Genomic DNA, 17,071 nt, shown 5'->3' with positions numbered 1-17,071 from the left:
ACACTTCATCTAGAGATAAACCTCTTTCCAAAAGGTATTCCAAAAAGAGAGGTGACACATAATGGGTGTTATTGCTTATAACGAAGAAGATGTAAAGTTGTTGGCTAGACTGATGCGTGCTGAAGCCGAAGGAGAAGGGCAACAAGGAATGTTAATGGTCGGAAACGTTGGGGTAAATCGTGTCCGCGGAAATTGTTTAGACTTTAAAAGCATTCGTAATTTACGTCAAATGGTTTATCAAAACCCCGGCGGTTTTGAAGCAACGCAAAAAGGATACTTTTATCAACGGGCACGTGAACAAGATATTGCCCTAGCGAGACGGACCATTCAAGGGCAACGTTTTTGGCCTGCCAACTTTGCCTTATGGTTCTTTAGACCTGAAGGGGCATGTCCACCGACTTGGTATAACCAACAAAACTCTGGTCGCTTTAAAAAGCACTGCTTCTTCCAGCCATCTGCTGGAGACTGCCCTAGCGTATATTAAGGAATAAAAATGAGGAGGGATTTTTGAATGACACAGCAACAAAACCCGTATTATGGAACAGGTTTTTATCAACCATCTGGAACTTATGTACAACCGCAACAAATGACCGCTGGGCAACAGCAACAGCAACAACAAGCAATGCAGCAACAAGCAATGCAGCAACAAGCTGCGCAAGCGCAATATGCAATTTCTCAAGGGATGTTACCTCTAGAACAATCATATATTGAAAATATCCTTCGTCTAAACAAAGGTAAGCAAGCTACAGTTGTAATGACTTATGAGCGTGGTAGTTCTCTTGGTACTCAATCTTATACAGGTATTATCGAGGCAGCTGGTCGTGATCATATTATCATTAGTGAGCCTGAATCCGGAAAGCGTTACTTATTACTAATGATTTACTTAGATTATGTAGAATTTCCAGAAAGAATTACGTATTTACCGGGTCAACAAGCAACTTATGCTCCAAGACCATAAAAAAGCTGGCAAATGCCAGCTTTTGTTTTTTATAATCCTTTTACAACTGCAGTCCCTACTAGAATCCACGCCACAATAAACGCTACACCACCAAGAGGTGTAATTGGACCAAAGAACTTAATGCCTGTCGTACTTAATGCATACAAACTACCTGAGAACATAATAATTCCAGCTACCATTAGCCAACCAGCAGTAGTTAAAAGTGATGATTGAACCTTATCCATCAATAAAGCAACTACGAATAGTCCACCTGCATGAAACATTTGATATGTAACGCCTGTTTTCCAAACTTCTAACATTTTTGCAGAAATTTTATTTTCTAAACCGTGTGCTCCAAAGGCCCCTAACGCAACAGATAGCCCCGCTGCAATACAACCTAGTAAAAAGAAAATTTTCATCTTAATTCCCCTTTTTTACCTTTATCATAAGCAATTTTTGCATATAAGCCAAACGATTTATCTTCTAAAAATCAAATAAAGAATTACCGTTTGCATCACTTTCTTTTATATATACTGGCTCCCCAGAAACAGGTGCAATTGGTTGCATAGTTGTTACTGGTTGTGATCCAATTACTTGCGATTGAATTTTCGGTTCTCTATATGTAGATGTTTCAACTTGTTCATCTAATAATAAGTCACATAAAGCACGCACAACTAATAAATGTTCTTTTGACTTTTGTCCTTCACTACTTTTTGCCTTCGCAATTTCATTCGCCATTTTATTTAAAATCTTGTCGCTAGATATTTGCATTCCTTATCACCTCGTACTTTGTAATTCTTTCTCGAATTGTCCCAATTTTTCTACTGAACCAAATACTATTATCATATCACGTTCTTTCAATTTTTCCTGCCCTGCCGGATTATGTATAATATTCCCATTTCTTGAAATCGCTAATATTGTTACATCAAACTGATTCCTTACATTACTCTCTAGTAACGATTTACCAACTAATATTGAATCTTTTCCAACTAGAATTTCTTCAATGACAAATGACTGTTCTACTCCATACAACACTGTATCAATATAATGAACGGTTAATGGATTTGCAATACCTTTTGCGATATGAATACCCGCCATACTAGATGGATTAATAACCTTATTTGCACCAGCACGCCTTAATTTCTCTTCAGTTTCTGGCTTTTCAGATCTCGCCACAATTTTAATCGTATCGTTTAACCCTCTTGCTGTTAATGTAATAAATACATTTTCGGCATCATTTGCAACAATAGCAACTAAACCAGCTGCTTTTAAAATTCCGGCATTATGTAATACTTGATCTTCCGTTGCATCTCCATGTACAAATAAAAGCTTTTCCTGCTCCAATATACTTTCATCTTTATCAACAACGACAAATGGAATATTCTTTTCTTGCAATTCATGTACAACTTGAAGCCCCACTCTACCGCAACCACATACTATAATATGATTTTTCAACTGCGCTATTTGTTTATCCATCTTCTTCCTCCGTACTGCATGAAATAAATTCCCTTCAATAATCATAGCTGCCACTACCCCAATTGCATACGTAACAATACCTACGCCAACAGGAATAATAAGAAGCGCAAATACTTTCCCCGTTTGCGTTACAGGAACGGCATCTCCGTATCCAACAGTCAATACAGTAATCATTGTCATCCAAAATGCTTGAAACAAACTAATCTCTTCAATCGTCATAAATCCTATCGTTCCTAGAATTACAACAAAAGTCATACATATAACTGCTATCCATAATTGCTTACGTGCATTCATACTGTGTTTCAACTCTTTTCTCTATCTACAATCTTTGCCAGTGGAAATAAAATACGTATATACTAGATACGGAATCTATGAAAGAGGTTGATATAATGAAGACATTTCTTTCCGCCTTACAATGGGCACTATTTATTTTAGCTGGAAGCCTTATTGTACCAATTAGTGTCGCAACTAGTTATGGTCTTAATGGCGCTGAAGCCATCGCATTTGTACAAAGAACATTATTTGTTCTAGGTTTTGCTGGTCTCTTGCAAGCTATATTTGGGCATAAACTTCCTATTCAAGAAGGTCCTGCTGGCCTTTGGTGGGGAATTTTCTCCCTTTACGCAAGTTTAGGCGTCGTACTATTTGGATCAAATAATGAGACACTTAAAGTTCTTCAATATGCTTTCTTATTAAGTGGTATTATTTGTATTATTCTTAGCGTTTTTGGACTTATTGATAAACTCGTTCGCTATTTTACACCGACAGTCATTGGAACGTATTTATTTCTTCTTGTCGCGCAGCTTAGTGGCTCCTTCTTAAAGGGAATGTTTGGCCTTGATGGAAAACATTCAGAAGTACAACCTAACGTATTTATTCTTTCACTCATTGTTATTTTACTATCTTTTTTCATCATGAAGCTACCTATTATTGGACAATATTCCGTTCTTTTCAGTATCGTATGCGGCTGGATATTATTCGCATGCTTCGGATTATCTAATCCAATAACACCAGTGACAGACATAATCCGTTTTCCATCCTTATTTGTTTTCGGAATGCCTCGTGTTGAATGGAACATGGTAATTACGGTCATTTTCGTTACGCTCTTACTTCTAACAAATATGTTAGCAAGTATTCGCGTTGTACAAAAGGTTGTCTCTAAATATGAAGAAAACGCTGCATCAGATCGTTTTAAACAAGCTGGCATTATAACAGGAATCAACCAATTGCTAGGCGGCCTATTTTCAGCTATTGGGCCTGTCGCTATTTCTGGATCAGCAGGTTTTATTGCAACGACTAATATTTATAAACGTCTCCCGTTTATATTAGGGTCAAGCTTTATTATTGTCGTTAGTATATTTCCAAAGATTACTTCATTCTTTGCAGCAATCCCTGTTGCAGTTGGTTATGCCGCTATTTATCCTGTATTCGCAAGCATGATTGGCCTCGCCTTTCGAGAATACGAAACTGTCCAGGATAAAGAACGATTATTTAAAGTAGCCGGTCTTTCAATCTTTACGGGAGTCGGAGTTATGTTTGTTCCAGCAGGAGCATATTCCACACTTCCACCATTTCTAGCATCGTTTTTAAGTAATGGTCTCGTTCTTGGATCTGTAATGGCAATCTTGCTAGAAATACTATTTTCTCGTTCCACAGCAAAACAAATATCTTAAATTGGAAAACTTCCATTATTGCACTCTACCTTTAGAGTTGTTACGATAAAATCAAACTTTAATCATTGGGGTTTTATTCATCCCCAATGATTATTAACCAATATTATGAGCAACACACTCATAATAATTTACCTACTTCTTTTCAAAGAGGTTTGATGTCTTACTATTATTCCTCAATCTCTTCATGAACATGTATTTTGATTTCAATTAAAGAAAGGAATTTTCTATATGACTTATAAAATGATTGTTTTAGATTTAGATGATACTTTATTACGTGATGACCATACTATTTCACCTCGTACGAAAGAAGCGTTAATGACTGCACAAGAGCAAGGCGTAAAGGTTGTACTTGCTTCTGGACGTCCAACGTTCGGTATGCGCAATGTAGCGAAAGAACTTCGTTTAGAAGAATACGGCAGTTTCATTTTATCTTTTAATGGTGCAAAAATTATTAACTGTAAAACAAACGAAGAAATCTTTAGTAGTACACTATCTCCTGAAATCGTTCACAACCTATTTGAAATTAGTCAAACTGAAGATGTATGGATTCATACTTATATGGGCGATGATATCGTAACGGAAGAAAATAATCCTTATACTGAAATTGAGGGCGATATTACTGGTATGCCAATTGTTGTAGTAGATGACTTTAAAGCTGCAGTTAAAGAGCCCGTAGTAAAAGTATTAATGAATAAAGAAGCTGAACGCCTTGTTGAAGTTGAAAAGAAACTACAAAAACAGCTAGAAGGCCAATTAAGCGTGATGCGTTCGAAACCATTCTTCTTAGAATTTACTGAAGCTGGTGTTACAAAAGGAACGAGCTTAAACAAACTGATCCAAAAGCTTGGCATTAAGCGTGAAGAAGTTATCGCAATGGGCGATAGCTATAACGACCAAGCGATGATTGAATTTGCTGGTCTTGGCGTTGCAATGGGCAATGCACCTGATGATATTAAAGAAATTGCAAACTACGTAACAGATACAAATATGAACGATGGTGTTGCAAAAGTTGTAGAGAAATTCGTTTTAAAAACGGATGTACTTGTTTAATATTTTCATTCACAAAACCTATTTGAAGTCAAATACTTCAAATAGGTTTTTATTTAAATTCTCATGCTTTTGTGACTATATTTTGAACTTTGCACTATTCTCGTAGTGTAAACTTTCTTTTTGTATATAATGAAACAAAATAGACTATTTTATTTTGAAAAAGAATACAAATTTACTATATACAAGCATACGTTAAAGGAGGCTACTTTATGTTATCTACACCAATCGGACGATTAAGAGCAATTGGACTAGTTGAGGGTATTTCTTTCCTATTACTATTATTTGTAGCAATGCCATTGAAATATTTCGCAGGATTTGCAACAGCTGTTAAAATTACAGGCATGGCTCATGGTGTTCTATTTATTCTATTCATCTTTGCAGTAATTCAAGTAACAATCGTACACCGTAAATCAATTTTATGGGCACTTGGAGCATTTGTTTCATCAGTTATCCCATTTGGCACTTTTGTACTAGATGCAAAATTAAAGAACGAGCAACAATAATAATAAAAAGGTAGTTAACGACTGTTAACTACCTTTTCTATTTATAAATTTGGAATTTCCCAATCAATTTCTCTTTCGCCCATATTAGCTAAAATCGTATTTACTTTAGAATATGGCTTACTACCAAAGAAACCACGTCTTGCCGATAATGGGCTTGGATGTACAGATTCGATAATATGATGATTCGGATTCGTAATTAACTTCTTCTTCGCCTGCGCATGGCGCCCCCACAATATGAAAATAACTGGCTTTTCACGTTCATTCAACAGTTCAATTACACGATCTGTAAAGTGCTCCCATCCTTTTCCCTTATGAGAATTTGCTTCGCCTTGACGAACTGTTAATACGGTATTTAGTAATAATACTCCTTGTTCCGCCCATTTTACTAAATAACCGTTATTCGGGATTTCATAACCATATTCATCTCGAAGTTCTTTATACATATTTAACAATGACGGTGGTGTTTTAACACCAGGTTGCACAGAAAAGCTTAAACCATGCGCTTGATTCGGTCCATGATATGGATCTTGTCCTAAAATAACAACCTTTGTATTTTCATAACTTGTATACTGAAGAGCGTTAAAAATATCTTCTACCTTCGGATAAACAACATGCGTGCTGTATTCTTCTGTCAAAAAACTGGATAGAGTAAGATAATACTCTTTCTCGAATTCTGGTGCCAATAGTGGCTCCCAATCATTCTTTAAAACATTTTCCATACTGTCACTTCCTGTCTAATTAATTCACCATATCCTGTCTTGTAAATACTACGAACGAAATAACAAGAGAAACAACTGCCCAAACAGTTAAATTCATCAAAGAAAATCCCATCGATAAACCTTGTAATGCAGGTAATTTTCCTGATAAATAATCCGTTAATGATAAATTCACACTAAAAATATATTTGGCGCCTTCCCAAGATGTTGCGAACGAGCTTAAAATACCGCCTGCAATTAATGCAGCTAGCATAACGCCCATACCAGCTGGTGTATTACGAATTAAAACAGAGACCATAAATGATATAGTTCCGACAACGATAGCAACAAACCATGCTAGTCCATACGCCATTAAGATGTATTGCCACTGCGGAATAAGATGCACAAAGTTCGTATTTAGCGTTTCCTTATCAATAACAAATCCTGTTAAAACAGGTAAATTCCATCCCGAGTATCCAAATACAAGCCCTGATAATATGTAAGCAAACAAACCTACAAGAAACAGTATGAGCGAAATGAAAAATAACATCGTCACGTATTTACTAAGGAGTATTTTCCAACGCCGAATTGGCCGCGTAAGTAACATCTTCATCGTCCCATCACTTCGTTCTCCTGAAACGATATCAATGGCTACAATCATTACAAGAAGCGGAATAAATAATGTAATTCCTTGTTCAATAAATGCTCTGACAAAAGTCGGTGCACCCGGTGCCATCGGATTAATATCATGATCTAAATAATATTGTTGTTGCTCAACTCTTACCTTTAACCAATCACGCCATTCTTCTGGCAACCTAGAATTGTTCAACCGGTTCTGAGAATCAACAATTTGCTGTTGCAATGAAACCTTCCAATCAGTTGTACCGAGTCTTTTTTGTGTCGTTTCTATTTCACGATACTGCGCATACACAAAAAGCGGGATCAAGATTGCTAAAATAAGCATGACAACAAAAATACGTTTCTTGCGGTAAATCTTTTCTGATTCATTTAAAACTAGATTCGCAAATTCACGCATGCTGCTCACCCCTTGTGAGTTCAATAAATAAATCTTCTAGCGTAAATACAAGCTCCTTAACGCTATGTACATCTATTTCATTTTCGACAAAGTGTTTATTCCAACTACTTATAGATGCAATATCCATGCGGCATAGTAATCGATCGCCTTCTACACTCACTTCCCTTACTTCTTCGGCCGCTTCTAGCATATCTTTCGCCTTAGAAATTGGTGTAACAATCCATTCTACACGATCACTTGCTGTTTTAATTAATTCTTCAACCTTGGCAACTGTTATCATTTTTCCTTTATGAATAATAGCAACGCGATCGCATATCATTTGCACTTCACTTAGCAAGTGACTTGAAATAAACACGCTCATATTTTCTTCTTTTACAAGCTTATGTATAAATTCCCTAAGTTCTCTAATCCCTGCTGGATCTAAACCATTCGTTGGCTCATCTAATATGAGCAATTTGGGATTCCCAAGGAGCGCCTGCGCAATTCCAAGGCGTTGTTTCATACCAAGTGAGTACGTTTTTACCTTGTCATGAATTCTTTCATCTAAATGAACCATTTCAGCAATTTCAATAATACGTTCATCTGATATATCACCTAACATACGAGCAAATTGCTTTAAATTTTCCCATCCCGTTAAATATGTATACAACTCTGGGTTTTCAACGATACTCCCAATTTGACGCATCGCTTCTCTGAAATTTTCCTTAATCGAATAACCACCAATAGAAATCGTACCTTCTGTCGCCTTAATCAATCCGACTAACATTCGAATGGTAGTCGTCTTTCCAGCACCATTTGGTCCTAAGAACCCGAACACTTCTCCTTGCTTTACATCAAAGGAAATATTCTCTACAAGAGTCTTCTTTCCAATTACCTTCTTCAAATCTCGTACGGAAAGTATCGTCGTCATTTTACCCCTCCTTGTTCTAGTTTTAATTTACTTACAACATTTTGAACTAAACGTTCTGCCATATACGTATAACCTACTTCGTTCGGATGAAAATGATCAGAGTATAATAAATCTTTCCCACGGTTTTGGAATAAATCAAATGTCGGTGTAATATACACATTTTTATCGTTTAGCGCTAACTTCTCTAAAGATGCATTCCAGTCCACAACAATGTTTGAAGACCCTTTTAAATCTTCTACATCTTCAAAAGGATTGTATAAACCAAGCCAAAAAATCGGACTATCTGTATTTAATTTACGAATTTCTTCTATAATTTTCTTTGCTTCATTTTGAAACGTTTCTGTGTCAGGACGATACGTCTCTAAATCTATTTTCCCAAGCGATTCCCAGCCTGGGAACAAATCATTCCCACCAATCGTTAACACGATTACATCTGCTTGCTTAATTGAATATTGAGCGCCATTACTTTCAATTTGTTTTAATAAATCGGGCATTTTTGCACCACTAACTGCTAAATTTGTTAATGCAATTTTTTGCTTATAATCTTTTTGTAAATCCTCTTTCATTCGCCCAACATAGCCAATTCCTTCTTTATCACCAACGCCACGCGTTAATGAATCACCTAAACTAACGATTTGTAACGTTCCCGTTTTCTTTTTCTCTTTTGCCACTACATCGGTCTTTTTAATTAAATTTGAAGCTTTCGGATTTAATACATCATTTACACCTGAAACAAAGCCATATGCAAATAAACAGAAAGATGCAATTGTAATGAGTAGAATTACTTTTACTACTTTTGATCTCATATCAAAACCCCTTTTAGCCCTCATAGATTGTCCATAATTATACCAAACGAAATTTTGAAAAGCGATTTTCACACCTTCTCAATTACGTCGTTTCTCTATTTACTAACTCTGGTAATAACTCTATATGCTTCACATCTAATTTCTCTTCATTAATCTTTTCATATAATAATTCAAACGCTTTTACTCCAACGTTTTTACTAGAATGCGAAATCGTCGTTATACCCAATATATCTGCCACCTCTTGATCATCACACCCGATAATCGTAATATCCTCTGGAATACGAATTCCTTGTTTTTTTGCTTCTGTAACCATCCCCGCTGCAATATGGTTACAAGATACAAGGAACGCCGTCGGTTTTACTGACATATGAGCCCATTCTCTAATTACATTGCGTCCATCTTCCACTGTAAAACAACCCTCAAATTTCCAGGTCTCTAACGGTGTTACGATACTCTGTTGAAGCGAATCTTCATATGCCTTCTTTCGTCTTTGGCTATTAACACTATTACTTCTTCCAATACAATATCCAATATGTGTATGACCGGCATCTATTAAGCTTTTCATCCCAAGTGAAAATACTTTGTAGTAATCGATATGGACACTTGAAATGCATTTTGAATCTATTTCTTCACACATAACAATCGGGCCGAATTTTGTATATTCTTCAAGCTTCTCCTTACTATTTGCCCGAGAACAAATAATAACCCCATCAAGCTTTTTCATTTTTAACATATTTAAAATCTCTAGTTCTCTTTCTTCGCTATAATTCGTCTGGCAAAGCATCATATTATAATTATTCTTTGCTGTCTCTTTTGATATCCCCTCGATAATAGCGCTATAATATTGATCATTTACGTGTGGCAATAAAACGCCAATTACATTCGTTTTTCCTTTCACTAAATGAATTGCATTCACATTTTGCGTGTAATTTAATTCTTCTATAATCGCTAAAATTTCTTTTCGTTTCTGTTCATTTACGTACGGATGATTATTTAGTACACGTGAAACAGTTGAAACAGATACTCCAGCAAGTTCAGCAATCTTTCTTATATTTGTCATCTCATTTTCCCCTTCTCACAAAAATTCTCCCTTGACCTGGTAAGCTTTCCACAATATATCCTTTCCTAGCAAATACATTTAGAAAGGATATACAACTATGCTTCGATTCAAATTAGAATATATATTTTTCATTGGCGGTTTACTCATTCTTGCCATCGGTATTAATATGATGACGACAATTACTTCCTTTGGACTTAGCCCTTATGATTCCTTCTTTATTGCACTATATCAAAATTTTGGCATAAGTATTGGTTTTTGGATTTTTATGATTAACTTTGCCTTTACACTTATCGTACTCTTTTGGAATAAAAAACAAATTACAATAGGTACAATTGTAACGATGGTTCTTATTTCTCTTTTTGTTGATTGGATTGGTTCCATTACAACTATTATGGACGCTATCCGCTCTCTTCCAAAATATATAACACTTATTTGCGGAAATCTATTCGTTGGAGCTGGAATTGGTCTTTACGTCTCTACAAACCTTTGCGCAGCGCCTCAAGAAGCTTTCGTTTTAACGGTTGCTGAGAAGAAAAAATGGACGTTTAGAAGAACAGAGATTTCATTAGCCTTTTTATTTTTAACGTTAAGCTTTTTATTAGACGGACCTATCTATTTTGGAACAATCATCTTATCCTTTACAACAGGCTGGATTATCCAAGCATTTATTCAAGTTGGTACGCAGATTTTAAATAGAAAAGAGCCTATTAAGCAAGCTGCTTAATAGGCTCTTTCTGTTTTATGGTAAGGATACTACTTAGCATCCCCTTCAATTCGATAGTTCGCTTTCAAACAATCTATTTCTTCATACCCTTGCAACGTATGTAGAATATAATCATAATCAGCAAGAGACGCACGATGCGTTACAATTACAATTTCAGCCTTTCCTTTCTCTTCAAGCGGCATTTGAATAATTTTCTCAAAGCTAACTCCGCACTCAGAGAACAATGAAGTAATTTTTGCAAATACACCAATTTCGTCTTTTACATGCAGTCTTAAAAACTTTTTCACGACAATTTCGTCTGGCTCTTTTAATACTTTTTGATATTGTGGGACTACAGCACTATTTCCTGTTACCCCTAATCTAATATTTTGCATTACAGCAACTAAATCCGAAACAACAGCTGTCGCTGTTGGTAAACTTCCTGCGCCTGGTCCATAAAACATCGTTTCCCCAACTGCTTCACCGTACACATACACAGCGTTATATTCATTTTGTACTGCCGCAAGAGGATGTGTATTTGGAAGTAAAGTTGGTTCAACTGTAACCTCCAATTTTTCACCATCTCGTTTTGCAAGACCGATTAATTTAATTGTATAACCTAAGCTCTTACTATATTCAATATCTTCCTCTGTAATAGAGGTAATCCCTTTTACTTTCACGTCTCCAAGCTCTACATTTGTAGAGAAACCGAGAGTAGCTAAAATCGTCATTTTTCTTGCTGCATCTAAACCTTCTACATCTGATGTTGGATCTGCTTCTGCAAATCCAAGTTGTTGGGCTTCTTTTAACACGTCGTTATATGCTCTCCCTTCGTCTGACATTTTCGTCAAAATAAAATTTGTCGTTCCATTTACAATTCCCATTACTTTCGTAATAAGATCTGAGGAAAGTCCTTCTACGATACTGCGTAAAATTGGAATTCCCCCTGCCACACTCGCCTCATAGAATAAATCAGCCTTATTATCTTTTGCTGTCGCTAATAATTCAGCTCCATGTAATGCCATTAAGTCTTTATTTGCAGTTACAACATGCTTTCCGCTTTTTAAAGCTTGTAAAATATATGATTTTGCATCATCAATGCCACCCATCACTTCAATGACAACATCAATATTTGGATTATCTAAAATTTCATTTGCATCTTGTGTTAATAGAGTAGAAGGTACCTCTACCTCTCTCTCTTTCTCAATGTTTTGCACTAATACTTTCGTTACCTTCACTGGACAACCTACTTGGTGTATGAGTCGTTCTTGATGATCCGTAATAATACGAACCACACCACTGCCAACTGTCCCAAGACCTAATAACCCAACTTGAATTTCTTTCATAGTACTGTCCACCCCTCAAAAATTGTGTTTAGATGAAATTATATGAGTAAAAAATCTGAAAAACAATGTATTTTGAACATTCGGAAAAATAAAGGTTAATCTTTACAAGGAAAACGTTGCCACGTGTTACACAATCTTTCTTTACAATATATAAGGGGTTTCTTGATACACGTAATAATTCAACCAATTAGAAAACAATAAATTACCATGACTCCTCCACCTAACAAGCGGCTTTTCATCTGGATTATTATGTTTAAAATAGTTTTTTGGCACATCAATATTTAATCCCTTGTCACGATCTCGTTCGTATTCTTGTTTTAACGTCTCACAACTATATTCGCTATGTCCAAGGGCAAACACTTGCCTTCCTTCTGGCCCAATAACAAGGTGAACACCTGCTTCTTCAGAGTTTGCTAACAATGTTAAGTCTTTCACTCCTCTAATATCATTCTCTCGTACTTCTGTATGACGAGAATGCGGAGCAAAAAACAATTCATCAAATCCTTGTAACAATTTCACATGTTGCTCGCAAACTTCATGTTCAAATACACCGAACATTTTTTCCTTAAGGGGATACTTTGGAACACCATAATGATAGTACAAGCCAGCCTGTGCTCCCCAGCAAATATGGAGCGTAGATGTTACATTCGTTTTTGAATACTCCATAATATGTTTAAGCTCTTCCCAATAATCTACCTCTTCAAAAGCAAGGGTCTCCACTGGCGCTCCTGTAATAATGAGCCCATCAAACTTTTCATTTTCAATATCACGAAACGTTTTATAAAAGCTTGTTAAATGTTCTTGCGTTACATTACGAGATAGATGTGATTCCATATGAAGCAAATGAACATCTAATTGTAACGGTGTGTTTCCAATTAAGCGAAGTAATTGCGCCTCTGTGTCTTGCTTCGTTGGCATTAAATTTAATATAGCAATTTTCAAAGCGCGTATATCTTGTGTTTCCGCTCGCTCCTTCGTCATTACAAAAATATTTTCTTTTTGTAACACTTTGCGAGCCGGTAAATCTTTATCAATTATGATCGGCATGTGTTTTGCCCCCAACTAGAGCTGCTTCCAAATCTGCAATAATATCAGAAACATCTTCTATACCAACTGATAAACGAATTAAATCAGATGTAACACCAGCTAAACGCTGATCTTCAGCATTTAATTGTCTATGCGTCGTACTAGCAGGATGTATAACGCAAGTTCGTGCATCAGCTACGTGTGTTACAAGAGTTGCTAGTTTTACATTTGCGATAAATTCTTTTGCTGCTTCTAATCCGCCTTTAATACCGAAAGTTAAAACACCACTAGCACCTTTTTTCAAGTACTGTTGTGCCAATGAGTAATTTTCATTACTATCTAAGCCCGGATAATTCACCCATTCAATACGTTCATGATTAGCAAGCCACTTAGCAACTGCAAGAGCATTTTCACTATGACGTTCCATTCGTAAATGCAATGTTTCTAAGCCAATATTGCTAATATATGCATTGAATGGGCTCATACAATTTCCATAATCTCTTAATAGCTGAACACGTGCTTTCACAATATACGCTGCTGCACCAAAGTTTTGAACGTAACTTACACCGTGATAACTTGGATCTGGTTCAACAAGTTCAGGATACTTTCCATTTGTCCAATCAAAGTTTCCACCGTCAATTACAATACCGCCTAAGGAGCTCGCATGCCCATCGATATACTTCGTCGTAGAATGAACAATAATATTTGCCCCATGTTCAAACGCCTGGCATAAATAAGGAGTTGCTAATGTATTATCAACGATAAAAGGTACCTCTAATTCTTTAGCAGCAGCTGAAAATTCTTTAAAATTTAAAACATTCATCGCTGGATTTCCTAACGATTCTGCATAGATAAGTTTCGTCTTGTCATTAGCAAGCGCCGTAATTTCATCTGCCGTTAAATTTGGATTAAAGAACGTAACATCAATGCCCAGTTTACGCAAACTCACTCCAAATAAATTAAACGTTCCCCCGTAAACCGTTGAAGAACAAAGTAAATGATCCCCACTACTACAAATATTTAAAACTGCGAGCATAATAGCTGCTTGCCCAGAAGCCGTTGCAACAGCTCCTACACCGCCTTCTAAATCTGATAACTTCTGCTCAAATGCGGCTAGAGTAGGGTTTCCAATACGTGTATAAATATATCCTTCTGCCTCTAAGTTAAATAGGGCTGCTAAATCATCTGAAGTATCGTATTTATATGTTGTACTTTGATAAAGTGGTAAAACACGTGGTTCACCATTTTTTGGCGTATAGCCACCTTGCACACAAATTGTTCCTTTTCCCCATGATTCTCCCATCTCTCATTCTCCTTTCTTTTATACAAAATAAAAAACTGCCCCTTTCCTGAAAACAAGAAAGGAGCAGTTTGAAAACACGCTCTAAAGGCTCTTTCTTATCTCTCAGGATTATTACCTGCAGGATTTGGCACAATTCCGTTATACGGCTGTTGCCAAGGTTTCATCGGGCCTGTCCCTCCACCTTTTCTTGATAAGACTATGCAATTACCGTTGATTTTATAGCAATAATTTCCTAATGTCAAACATTTTTTCTGAATGTTCTAAAATAAATGTTAACAGTTTCATATAAAGCAACAAAAGAAATATATTCTAGTCTATTTCAAAAAAGACCTTTAAAAACCTCAAATCAGTCTATAAAATTAAATAAGTAATTTAACCTATAAATTCAAATTCCCCTAAAGTTAGCCTATATGTTGAATAGGCCATCTTCTCAAAAAGATACTATATATATTCAATCCATTTTTCACTAGTGTATTTCACTTTTTTACCTACTAAGATTTACATAACGGAGGTATAACATGACAAATAAAAAAGATATGCAGTACATACTTGCTCTATATGGCATTCTTCTAGGATCTATAGTAGGAGCTACAGTCTGGTTATTTTTAGTCACAATAAATATTGGAATCCACTTTATTTGGGGATACTTGCCTGAAGTTCTCTCTTTTCCCTCTTATTACACCCTTTGCGTAACAATAATTGGCGGGGTCCTTGTTGGTCTATCACAAAAACATTTCGGTACATACCCACGCCTTATGCCTGAAGTGATGGCTGAATATAAAAAAACTGGTCGAATCGAATATCGCTTTGTCCATCAGGCTACTTTAACAGCGATTATTGTTTTAATTTTCGGTGCTAGTCTTGGTCCAGAAGCCGCACTAGTTGGAATTATAGGCGGACTGTGCACATGGGTAGGGGATCGCTTTAAATTTGCCTTAAAGGGTATGAATGAGCTAACCGAGATCGGAATTGGAGCTACTTTAAGTGTCATTTTTAACGCACCATTATTCGGTTATTTAGCACCAAATGAAAATGAGGGGGAACAAATTGCTGCTTTTTCTAAAGGAAAAAAGGCGATTGTATACTTAGCTACTACTTTCGCAGGTTTTTCTGTTTATTTACTACTGAGTAAACTCGATAATCGTGGATCCTTTATTGTTGATTTTGGGGAAGGTGCACTTTCTTTCAATGAATGGATCGCATTTCTTCCACTTGCTAGTATCGGTGCTATAGTTGGTTTCTTTTATTTCAAGTTAGAATTCACATTAGAGAAGTTAATTCACCCTTTTAGGGAATACAAACTGACACTCGGAATTATCGGTGGTATTTTATTAGGAATTGCGGGAACTTTTCTTCCGTACACATTATTTTCAGGGGAACATCAATTAAAAGAATTAGTTGTTGAATGGAGCCATTTATCTTTTTGGATACTACTTCTTTCAGGGATTTTAAAGTTGTGCATTACTGCCGTTTGTTTGAACACAGGGTGGCGAGGTGGACATATCTTCCCAATTATATTTTCCGGGTCAAGTATCGGATACGCTGTAGCATCTATTCTTCCTATAGATCCAGTAGCATCTGTTGCCATCGTAACGACAGCAATTTCAAGCTATGCGTTACGAAAGCCAATAGCTATAACATTACTATTACTTATGTTTTTCCCGCTTAATTTACTATTGCCCATGCTTGGTGCAGCTGCTATCGGGAATGCCTTTCCGCTGCCAAAACATAACGAAAATAAAAATTAATAAAAATAGGCAGTGGGGATGAAAGCTCCACTGCCTATTTTTTTATTACACATGCTGCTTTAATAACGCTTCTAACTCCTCAAAATTATGCACTTCATATGTCGGTATAATCCCACTATCATTTAATTTCCTTTCTGGATTAAACCAACAAGTATCAATTCCCGCTACATATCCACCTTTAATATCCGCGCTTAATGAATCTCCAATAATCAGCCCTTCTTCAGGTGCAAAGTTAGGAATCCGTTCAAAAACATAATCAAAATACTCTTTCATCGGCTTTTGAAAACCTGTATCTTCCGAAACAAAAACATCTTTAAACAATGAATGTAACCCTGCATTACGCAAACGTTTATCTTGCGTCTTAGAAACACCATTTGTCACTATATACAACTCATACTCCCCTTGAATTTGATTTATAAATTTAAACGCACCTTGCATGAGTTGATTTCCTTCTTCTAAGTAGTTACGGTAATTATTTTCCAATAATATTCCGTCTACTTCTTCTCCATACTCTTTAAACAACAGAGAGAATCGTGTATTTACAACTTCATTGCGTGATAGTTCACCTTTTTCAAAAGCATCCCAAAGACCTTTATTTATTTTTTTATAACGAGCCTCTATCTCGTCTGTTAAAGGGATTCCCTTCTCTTCAAAAAGCACCCGTAAAGCCACTTTTTCAGCCTTTTGGAAATCTAATAATGTATCATCTACATCAAATAGCAATGTTTTATATTTTTTCATAAACTCATCACACTCTCTTTTCTACAAAAACAAATTTACATAAATCGTATCATTCCTT

At 36.1% G+C, this 17,071-nt stretch carries 19 protein-coding genes and 1 riboswitch; of the genes, 7 read left to right on the top strand and 12 right to left on the bottom strand.

Going from position 1 to position 17,071, the window contains the following annotated elements:
- The first annotated feature begins 61 nt into the window (after positions 1-61).
- Positions 62-484 carry a cell wall hydrolase CwlJ gene (gene cwlJ, locus B9A45_RS02240; RefSeq protein ID WP_000538167.1) on the top strand — a complete coding sequence of 141 codons (423 nt, stop codon included), beginning with the start codon at positions 62-64 and terminating at the stop codon, positions 482-484.
- 27 nt (positions 485-511) lie between these two features.
- Positions 512-958, top strand: a complete 447-nt coding sequence (gene gerQ / locus B9A45_RS02235) for a spore coat protein GerQ (RefSeq protein WP_084063833.1) — start codon at positions 512-514, stop codon at positions 956-958.
- Positions 959-987: 29 nt separating this feature from the next.
- Here the strand turns inward: gerQ and B9A45_RS02230 are convergent, their stop codons facing one another.
- From B9A45_RS02230 to B9A45_RS02220, 3 genes are all read right to left on the bottom strand, one after another.
- On the bottom strand, positions 988-1,356 hold the full coding sequence (locus B9A45_RS02230; RefSeq protein ID WP_000688315.1) for a DUF423 domain-containing protein: 369 nt from the start codon (positions 1,354-1,356) through the stop codon (positions 988-990).
- A gap of 64 nt (positions 1,357-1,420) precedes the next feature.
- Positions 1,421-1,708, bottom strand: a complete 288-nt coding sequence (locus B9A45_RS02225; protein WP_001167349.1) for a YwdI family protein — start codon at positions 1,706-1,708, stop codon at positions 1,421-1,423.
- A gap of 6 nt (positions 1,709-1,714) precedes the next feature.
- Positions 1,715-2,707 carry a potassium channel family protein gene (locus B9A45_RS02220; protein ID WP_000993988.1) on the bottom strand — a complete coding sequence of 331 codons (993 nt, stop codon included), beginning with the start codon at positions 2,705-2,707 and terminating at the stop codon, positions 1,715-1,717.
- A 95-nt stretch (positions 2,708-2,802) separates the two neighbouring features.
- On the opposite strand from B9A45_RS02220, the gene B9A45_RS02215 reads away from it, so the two are divergent.
- The 3 genes from B9A45_RS02215 to B9A45_RS02205 all read left to right on the top strand — a co-directional run bounded on the left by B9A45_RS02215 (position 2,803) and on the right by B9A45_RS02205 (position 5,639).
- Entirely contained in the window at positions 2,803-4,086 is a 1,284-nt protein-coding gene (locus B9A45_RS02215; RefSeq protein WP_016111041.1) for a purine/pyrimidine permease, read from the top strand.
- Between the two features lie 228 nt (positions 4,087-4,314).
- The gene (locus tag B9A45_RS02210; RefSeq protein WP_000221395.1) at positions 4,315-5,136 is read left to right on the top strand and encodes a Cof-type HAD-IIB family hydrolase; all 822 of its coding nucleotides are present in this window, start codon (positions 4,315-4,317) and stop codon (positions 5,134-5,136) included.
- A 209-nt stretch (positions 5,137-5,345) separates the two neighbouring features.
- Positions 5,346-5,639, top strand: coding sequence for a DUF3817 domain-containing protein (locus B9A45_RS02205; protein WP_000953396.1), 294 nt, complete (start codon positions 5,346-5,348; stop codon positions 5,637-5,639).
- A 41-nt stretch (positions 5,640-5,680) separates the two neighbouring features.
- Here the strand turns inward: B9A45_RS02205 and B9A45_RS02200 are convergent, their stop codons facing one another.
- The 5 genes from B9A45_RS02200 to B9A45_RS02180 are packed head-to-tail and all read right to left on the bottom strand — an operon-like array spanning position 5,681 to position 10,146.
- The gene (locus B9A45_RS02200) at positions 5,681-6,358 is read right to left on the bottom strand and encodes a uracil-DNA glycosylase (RefSeq protein WP_000432520.1); all 678 of its coding nucleotides are present in this window, start codon (positions 6,356-6,358) and stop codon (positions 5,681-5,683) included.
- A 19-nt stretch (positions 6,359-6,377) separates the two neighbouring features.
- A complete protein-coding gene (locus B9A45_RS02195) occupies positions 6,378-7,370 on the bottom strand; it encodes an ABC transporter permease subunit (protein WP_001206477.1) in 993 nt (330 codons plus the stop codon).
- Positions 7,363-8,280: an ABC transporter ATP-binding protein gene (locus tag B9A45_RS02190; protein WP_000207719.1), complete on the bottom strand. Its 918-nt coding sequence runs from the start codon at positions 8,278-8,280 to the stop codon at positions 7,363-7,365. Before B9A45_RS02190 ends, B9A45_RS02195 begins: the two co-directional genes overlap by 8 nt.
- Positions 8,277-9,158 carry an SGNH/GDSL hydrolase family protein gene (locus B9A45_RS02185; RefSeq protein WP_002022849.1) on the bottom strand — a complete coding sequence of 294 codons (882 nt, stop codon included), beginning with the start codon at positions 9,156-9,158 and terminating at the stop codon, positions 8,277-8,279. The genes B9A45_RS02190 and B9A45_RS02185 overlap by 4 nt, the downstream gene beginning before the upstream one ends.
- A 10-nt stretch (positions 9,159-9,168) precedes the next feature.
- The gene (locus B9A45_RS02180; RefSeq protein ID WP_000181959.1) at positions 9,169-10,146 is read right to left on the bottom strand and encodes a LacI family DNA-binding transcriptional regulator; all 978 of its coding nucleotides are present in this window, start codon (positions 10,144-10,146) and stop codon (positions 9,169-9,171) included.
- A gap of 97 nt (positions 10,147-10,243) precedes the next feature.
- Here B9A45_RS02180 and B9A45_RS02175 point away from each other — a divergent pair, with 97 nt between their 5' ends.
- Entirely contained in the window at positions 10,244-10,870 is a 627-nt protein-coding gene (locus B9A45_RS02175) for a YczE/YyaS/YitT family protein (RefSeq protein ID WP_000943411.1), read from the top strand.
- 29 nt (positions 10,871-10,899) lie between these two features.
- Here B9A45_RS02175 and B9A45_RS02170 read toward each other — a convergent pair whose 3' ends face one another.
- From B9A45_RS02170 to B9A45_RS02160, 3 genes are all read right to left on the bottom strand, one after another.
- Positions 10,900-12,195, bottom strand: coding sequence for a homoserine dehydrogenase (locus B9A45_RS02170; RefSeq protein ID WP_016111042.1), 1,296 nt, complete (start codon positions 12,193-12,195; stop codon positions 10,900-10,902).
- Between the two features lie 141 nt (positions 12,196-12,336).
- Positions 12,337-13,242, bottom strand: a complete 906-nt coding sequence (gene metA / locus B9A45_RS02165) for a homoserine O-acetyltransferase MetA (protein ID WP_001121538.1) — start codon at positions 13,240-13,242, stop codon at positions 12,337-12,339.
- Entirely contained in the window at positions 13,226-14,524 is a 1,299-nt protein-coding gene (locus tag B9A45_RS02160) for a bifunctional O-acetylhomoserine aminocarboxypropyltransferase/cysteine synthase (RefSeq protein ID WP_000504780.1), read from the bottom strand. Before B9A45_RS02160 ends, metA begins: the two co-directional genes overlap by 17 nt.
- Positions 14,525-14,616: 92 nt before the next feature.
- Positions 14,617-14,721: riboswitch (SAM riboswitch) on the bottom strand.
- A gap of 321 nt (positions 14,722-15,042) precedes the next feature.
- On the opposite strand from B9A45_RS02160, the gene B9A45_RS02155 reads away from it, so the two are divergent.
- Entirely contained in the window at positions 15,043-16,272 is a 1,230-nt protein-coding gene (locus B9A45_RS02155) for a chloride channel protein (protein ID WP_000182464.1), read from the top strand.
- Positions 16,273-16,317: 45 nt separating this feature from the next.
- Here B9A45_RS02155 and B9A45_RS02150 read toward each other — a convergent pair whose 3' ends face one another.
- A complete protein-coding gene (locus B9A45_RS02150; RefSeq protein WP_053513769.1) occupies positions 16,318-17,013 on the bottom strand; it encodes a YjjG family noncanonical pyrimidine nucleotidase in 696 nt (231 codons plus the stop codon).
- Positions 17,014-17,071: the final 58 nt, after the last annotated feature.

It is taken from the genome of Bacillus sp. JKS001846 (assembly GCF_900176455.1).
GTDB lineage: Bacteria > Bacillota > Bacilli > Bacillales > Bacillaceae_G > Bacillus_A > Bacillus_A cereus.
This window is presented reverse-complemented; position numbering and strand designations above follow the sequence as displayed.

Excerpts from the sequence above, each read along its gene's own strand:
- cwlJ (WP_000538167.1), top strand. The coding sequence starts at position 62 with ATGGGTGTTATTGCTTATAACGAAGAAGATGTAAAGTTGTTGGCTAGA.
- gerQ (WP_084063833.1), top strand. The coding sequence starts at position 512 with ATGACACAGCAACAAAACCCGTATTATGGAACAGGTTTTTATCAACCA.
- B9A45_RS02230 (WP_000688315.1), bottom strand. The coding sequence starts at position 1,356 with ATGAAAATTTTCTTTTTACTAGGTTGTATTGCAGCGGGGCTATCTGTT.
- B9A45_RS02225 (WP_001167349.1), bottom strand. The coding sequence starts at position 1,708 with ATGCAAATATCTAGCGACAAGATTTTAAATAAAATGGCGAATGAAATT.
- B9A45_RS02220 (WP_000993988.1), bottom strand. The coding sequence starts at position 2,707 with ATGAATGCACGTAAGCAATTATGGATAGCAGTTATATGTATGACTTTT.
- B9A45_RS02215 (WP_016111041.1), top strand. The coding sequence starts at position 2,803 with ATGAAGACATTTCTTTCCGCCTTACAATGGGCACTATTTATTTTAGCT.
- B9A45_RS02210 (WP_000221395.1), top strand. The coding sequence starts at position 4,315 with ATGACTTATAAAATGATTGTTTTAGATTTAGATGATACTTTATTACGT.
- B9A45_RS02205 (WP_000953396.1), top strand. The coding sequence starts at position 5,346 with ATGTTATCTACACCAATCGGACGATTAAGAGCAATTGGACTAGTTGAG.
- B9A45_RS02200 (WP_000432520.1), bottom strand. The coding sequence starts at position 6,358 with ATGGAAAATGTTTTAAAGAATGATTGGGAGCCACTATTGGCACCAGAA.
- B9A45_RS02195 (WP_001206477.1), bottom strand. The coding sequence starts at position 7,370 with ATGCGTGAATTTGCGAATCTAGTTTTAAATGAATCAGAAAAGATTTAC.
- B9A45_RS02190 (WP_000207719.1), bottom strand. The coding sequence starts at position 8,280 with ATGACGACGATACTTTCCGTACGAGATTTGAAGAAGGTAATTGGAAAG.
- B9A45_RS02180 (WP_000181959.1), bottom strand. The coding sequence starts at position 10,146 with ATGACAAATATAAGAAAGATTGCTGAACTTGCTGGAGTATCTGTTTCA.
- B9A45_RS02175 (WP_000943411.1), top strand. The coding sequence starts at position 10,244 with ATGCTTCGATTCAAATTAGAATATATATTTTTCATTGGCGGTTTACTC.
- B9A45_RS02170 (WP_016111042.1), bottom strand. The coding sequence starts at position 12,195 with ATGAAAGAAATTCAAGTTGGGTTATTAGGTCTTGGGACAGTTGGCAGT.
- metA (WP_001121538.1), bottom strand. The coding sequence starts at position 13,242 with ATGCCGATCATAATTGATAAAGATTTACCGGCTCGCAAAGTGTTACAA.
- B9A45_RS02160 (WP_000504780.1), bottom strand. The coding sequence starts at position 14,524 with ATGGGAGAATCATGGGGAAAAGGAACAATTTGTGTGCAAGGTGGCTAT.
- B9A45_RS02155 (WP_000182464.1), top strand. The coding sequence starts at position 15,043 with ATGACAAATAAAAAAGATATGCAGTACATACTTGCTCTATATGGCATT.
- B9A45_RS02150 (WP_053513769.1), bottom strand. The coding sequence starts at position 17,013 with ATGAAAAAATATAAAACATTGCTATTTGATGTAGATGATACATTATTA.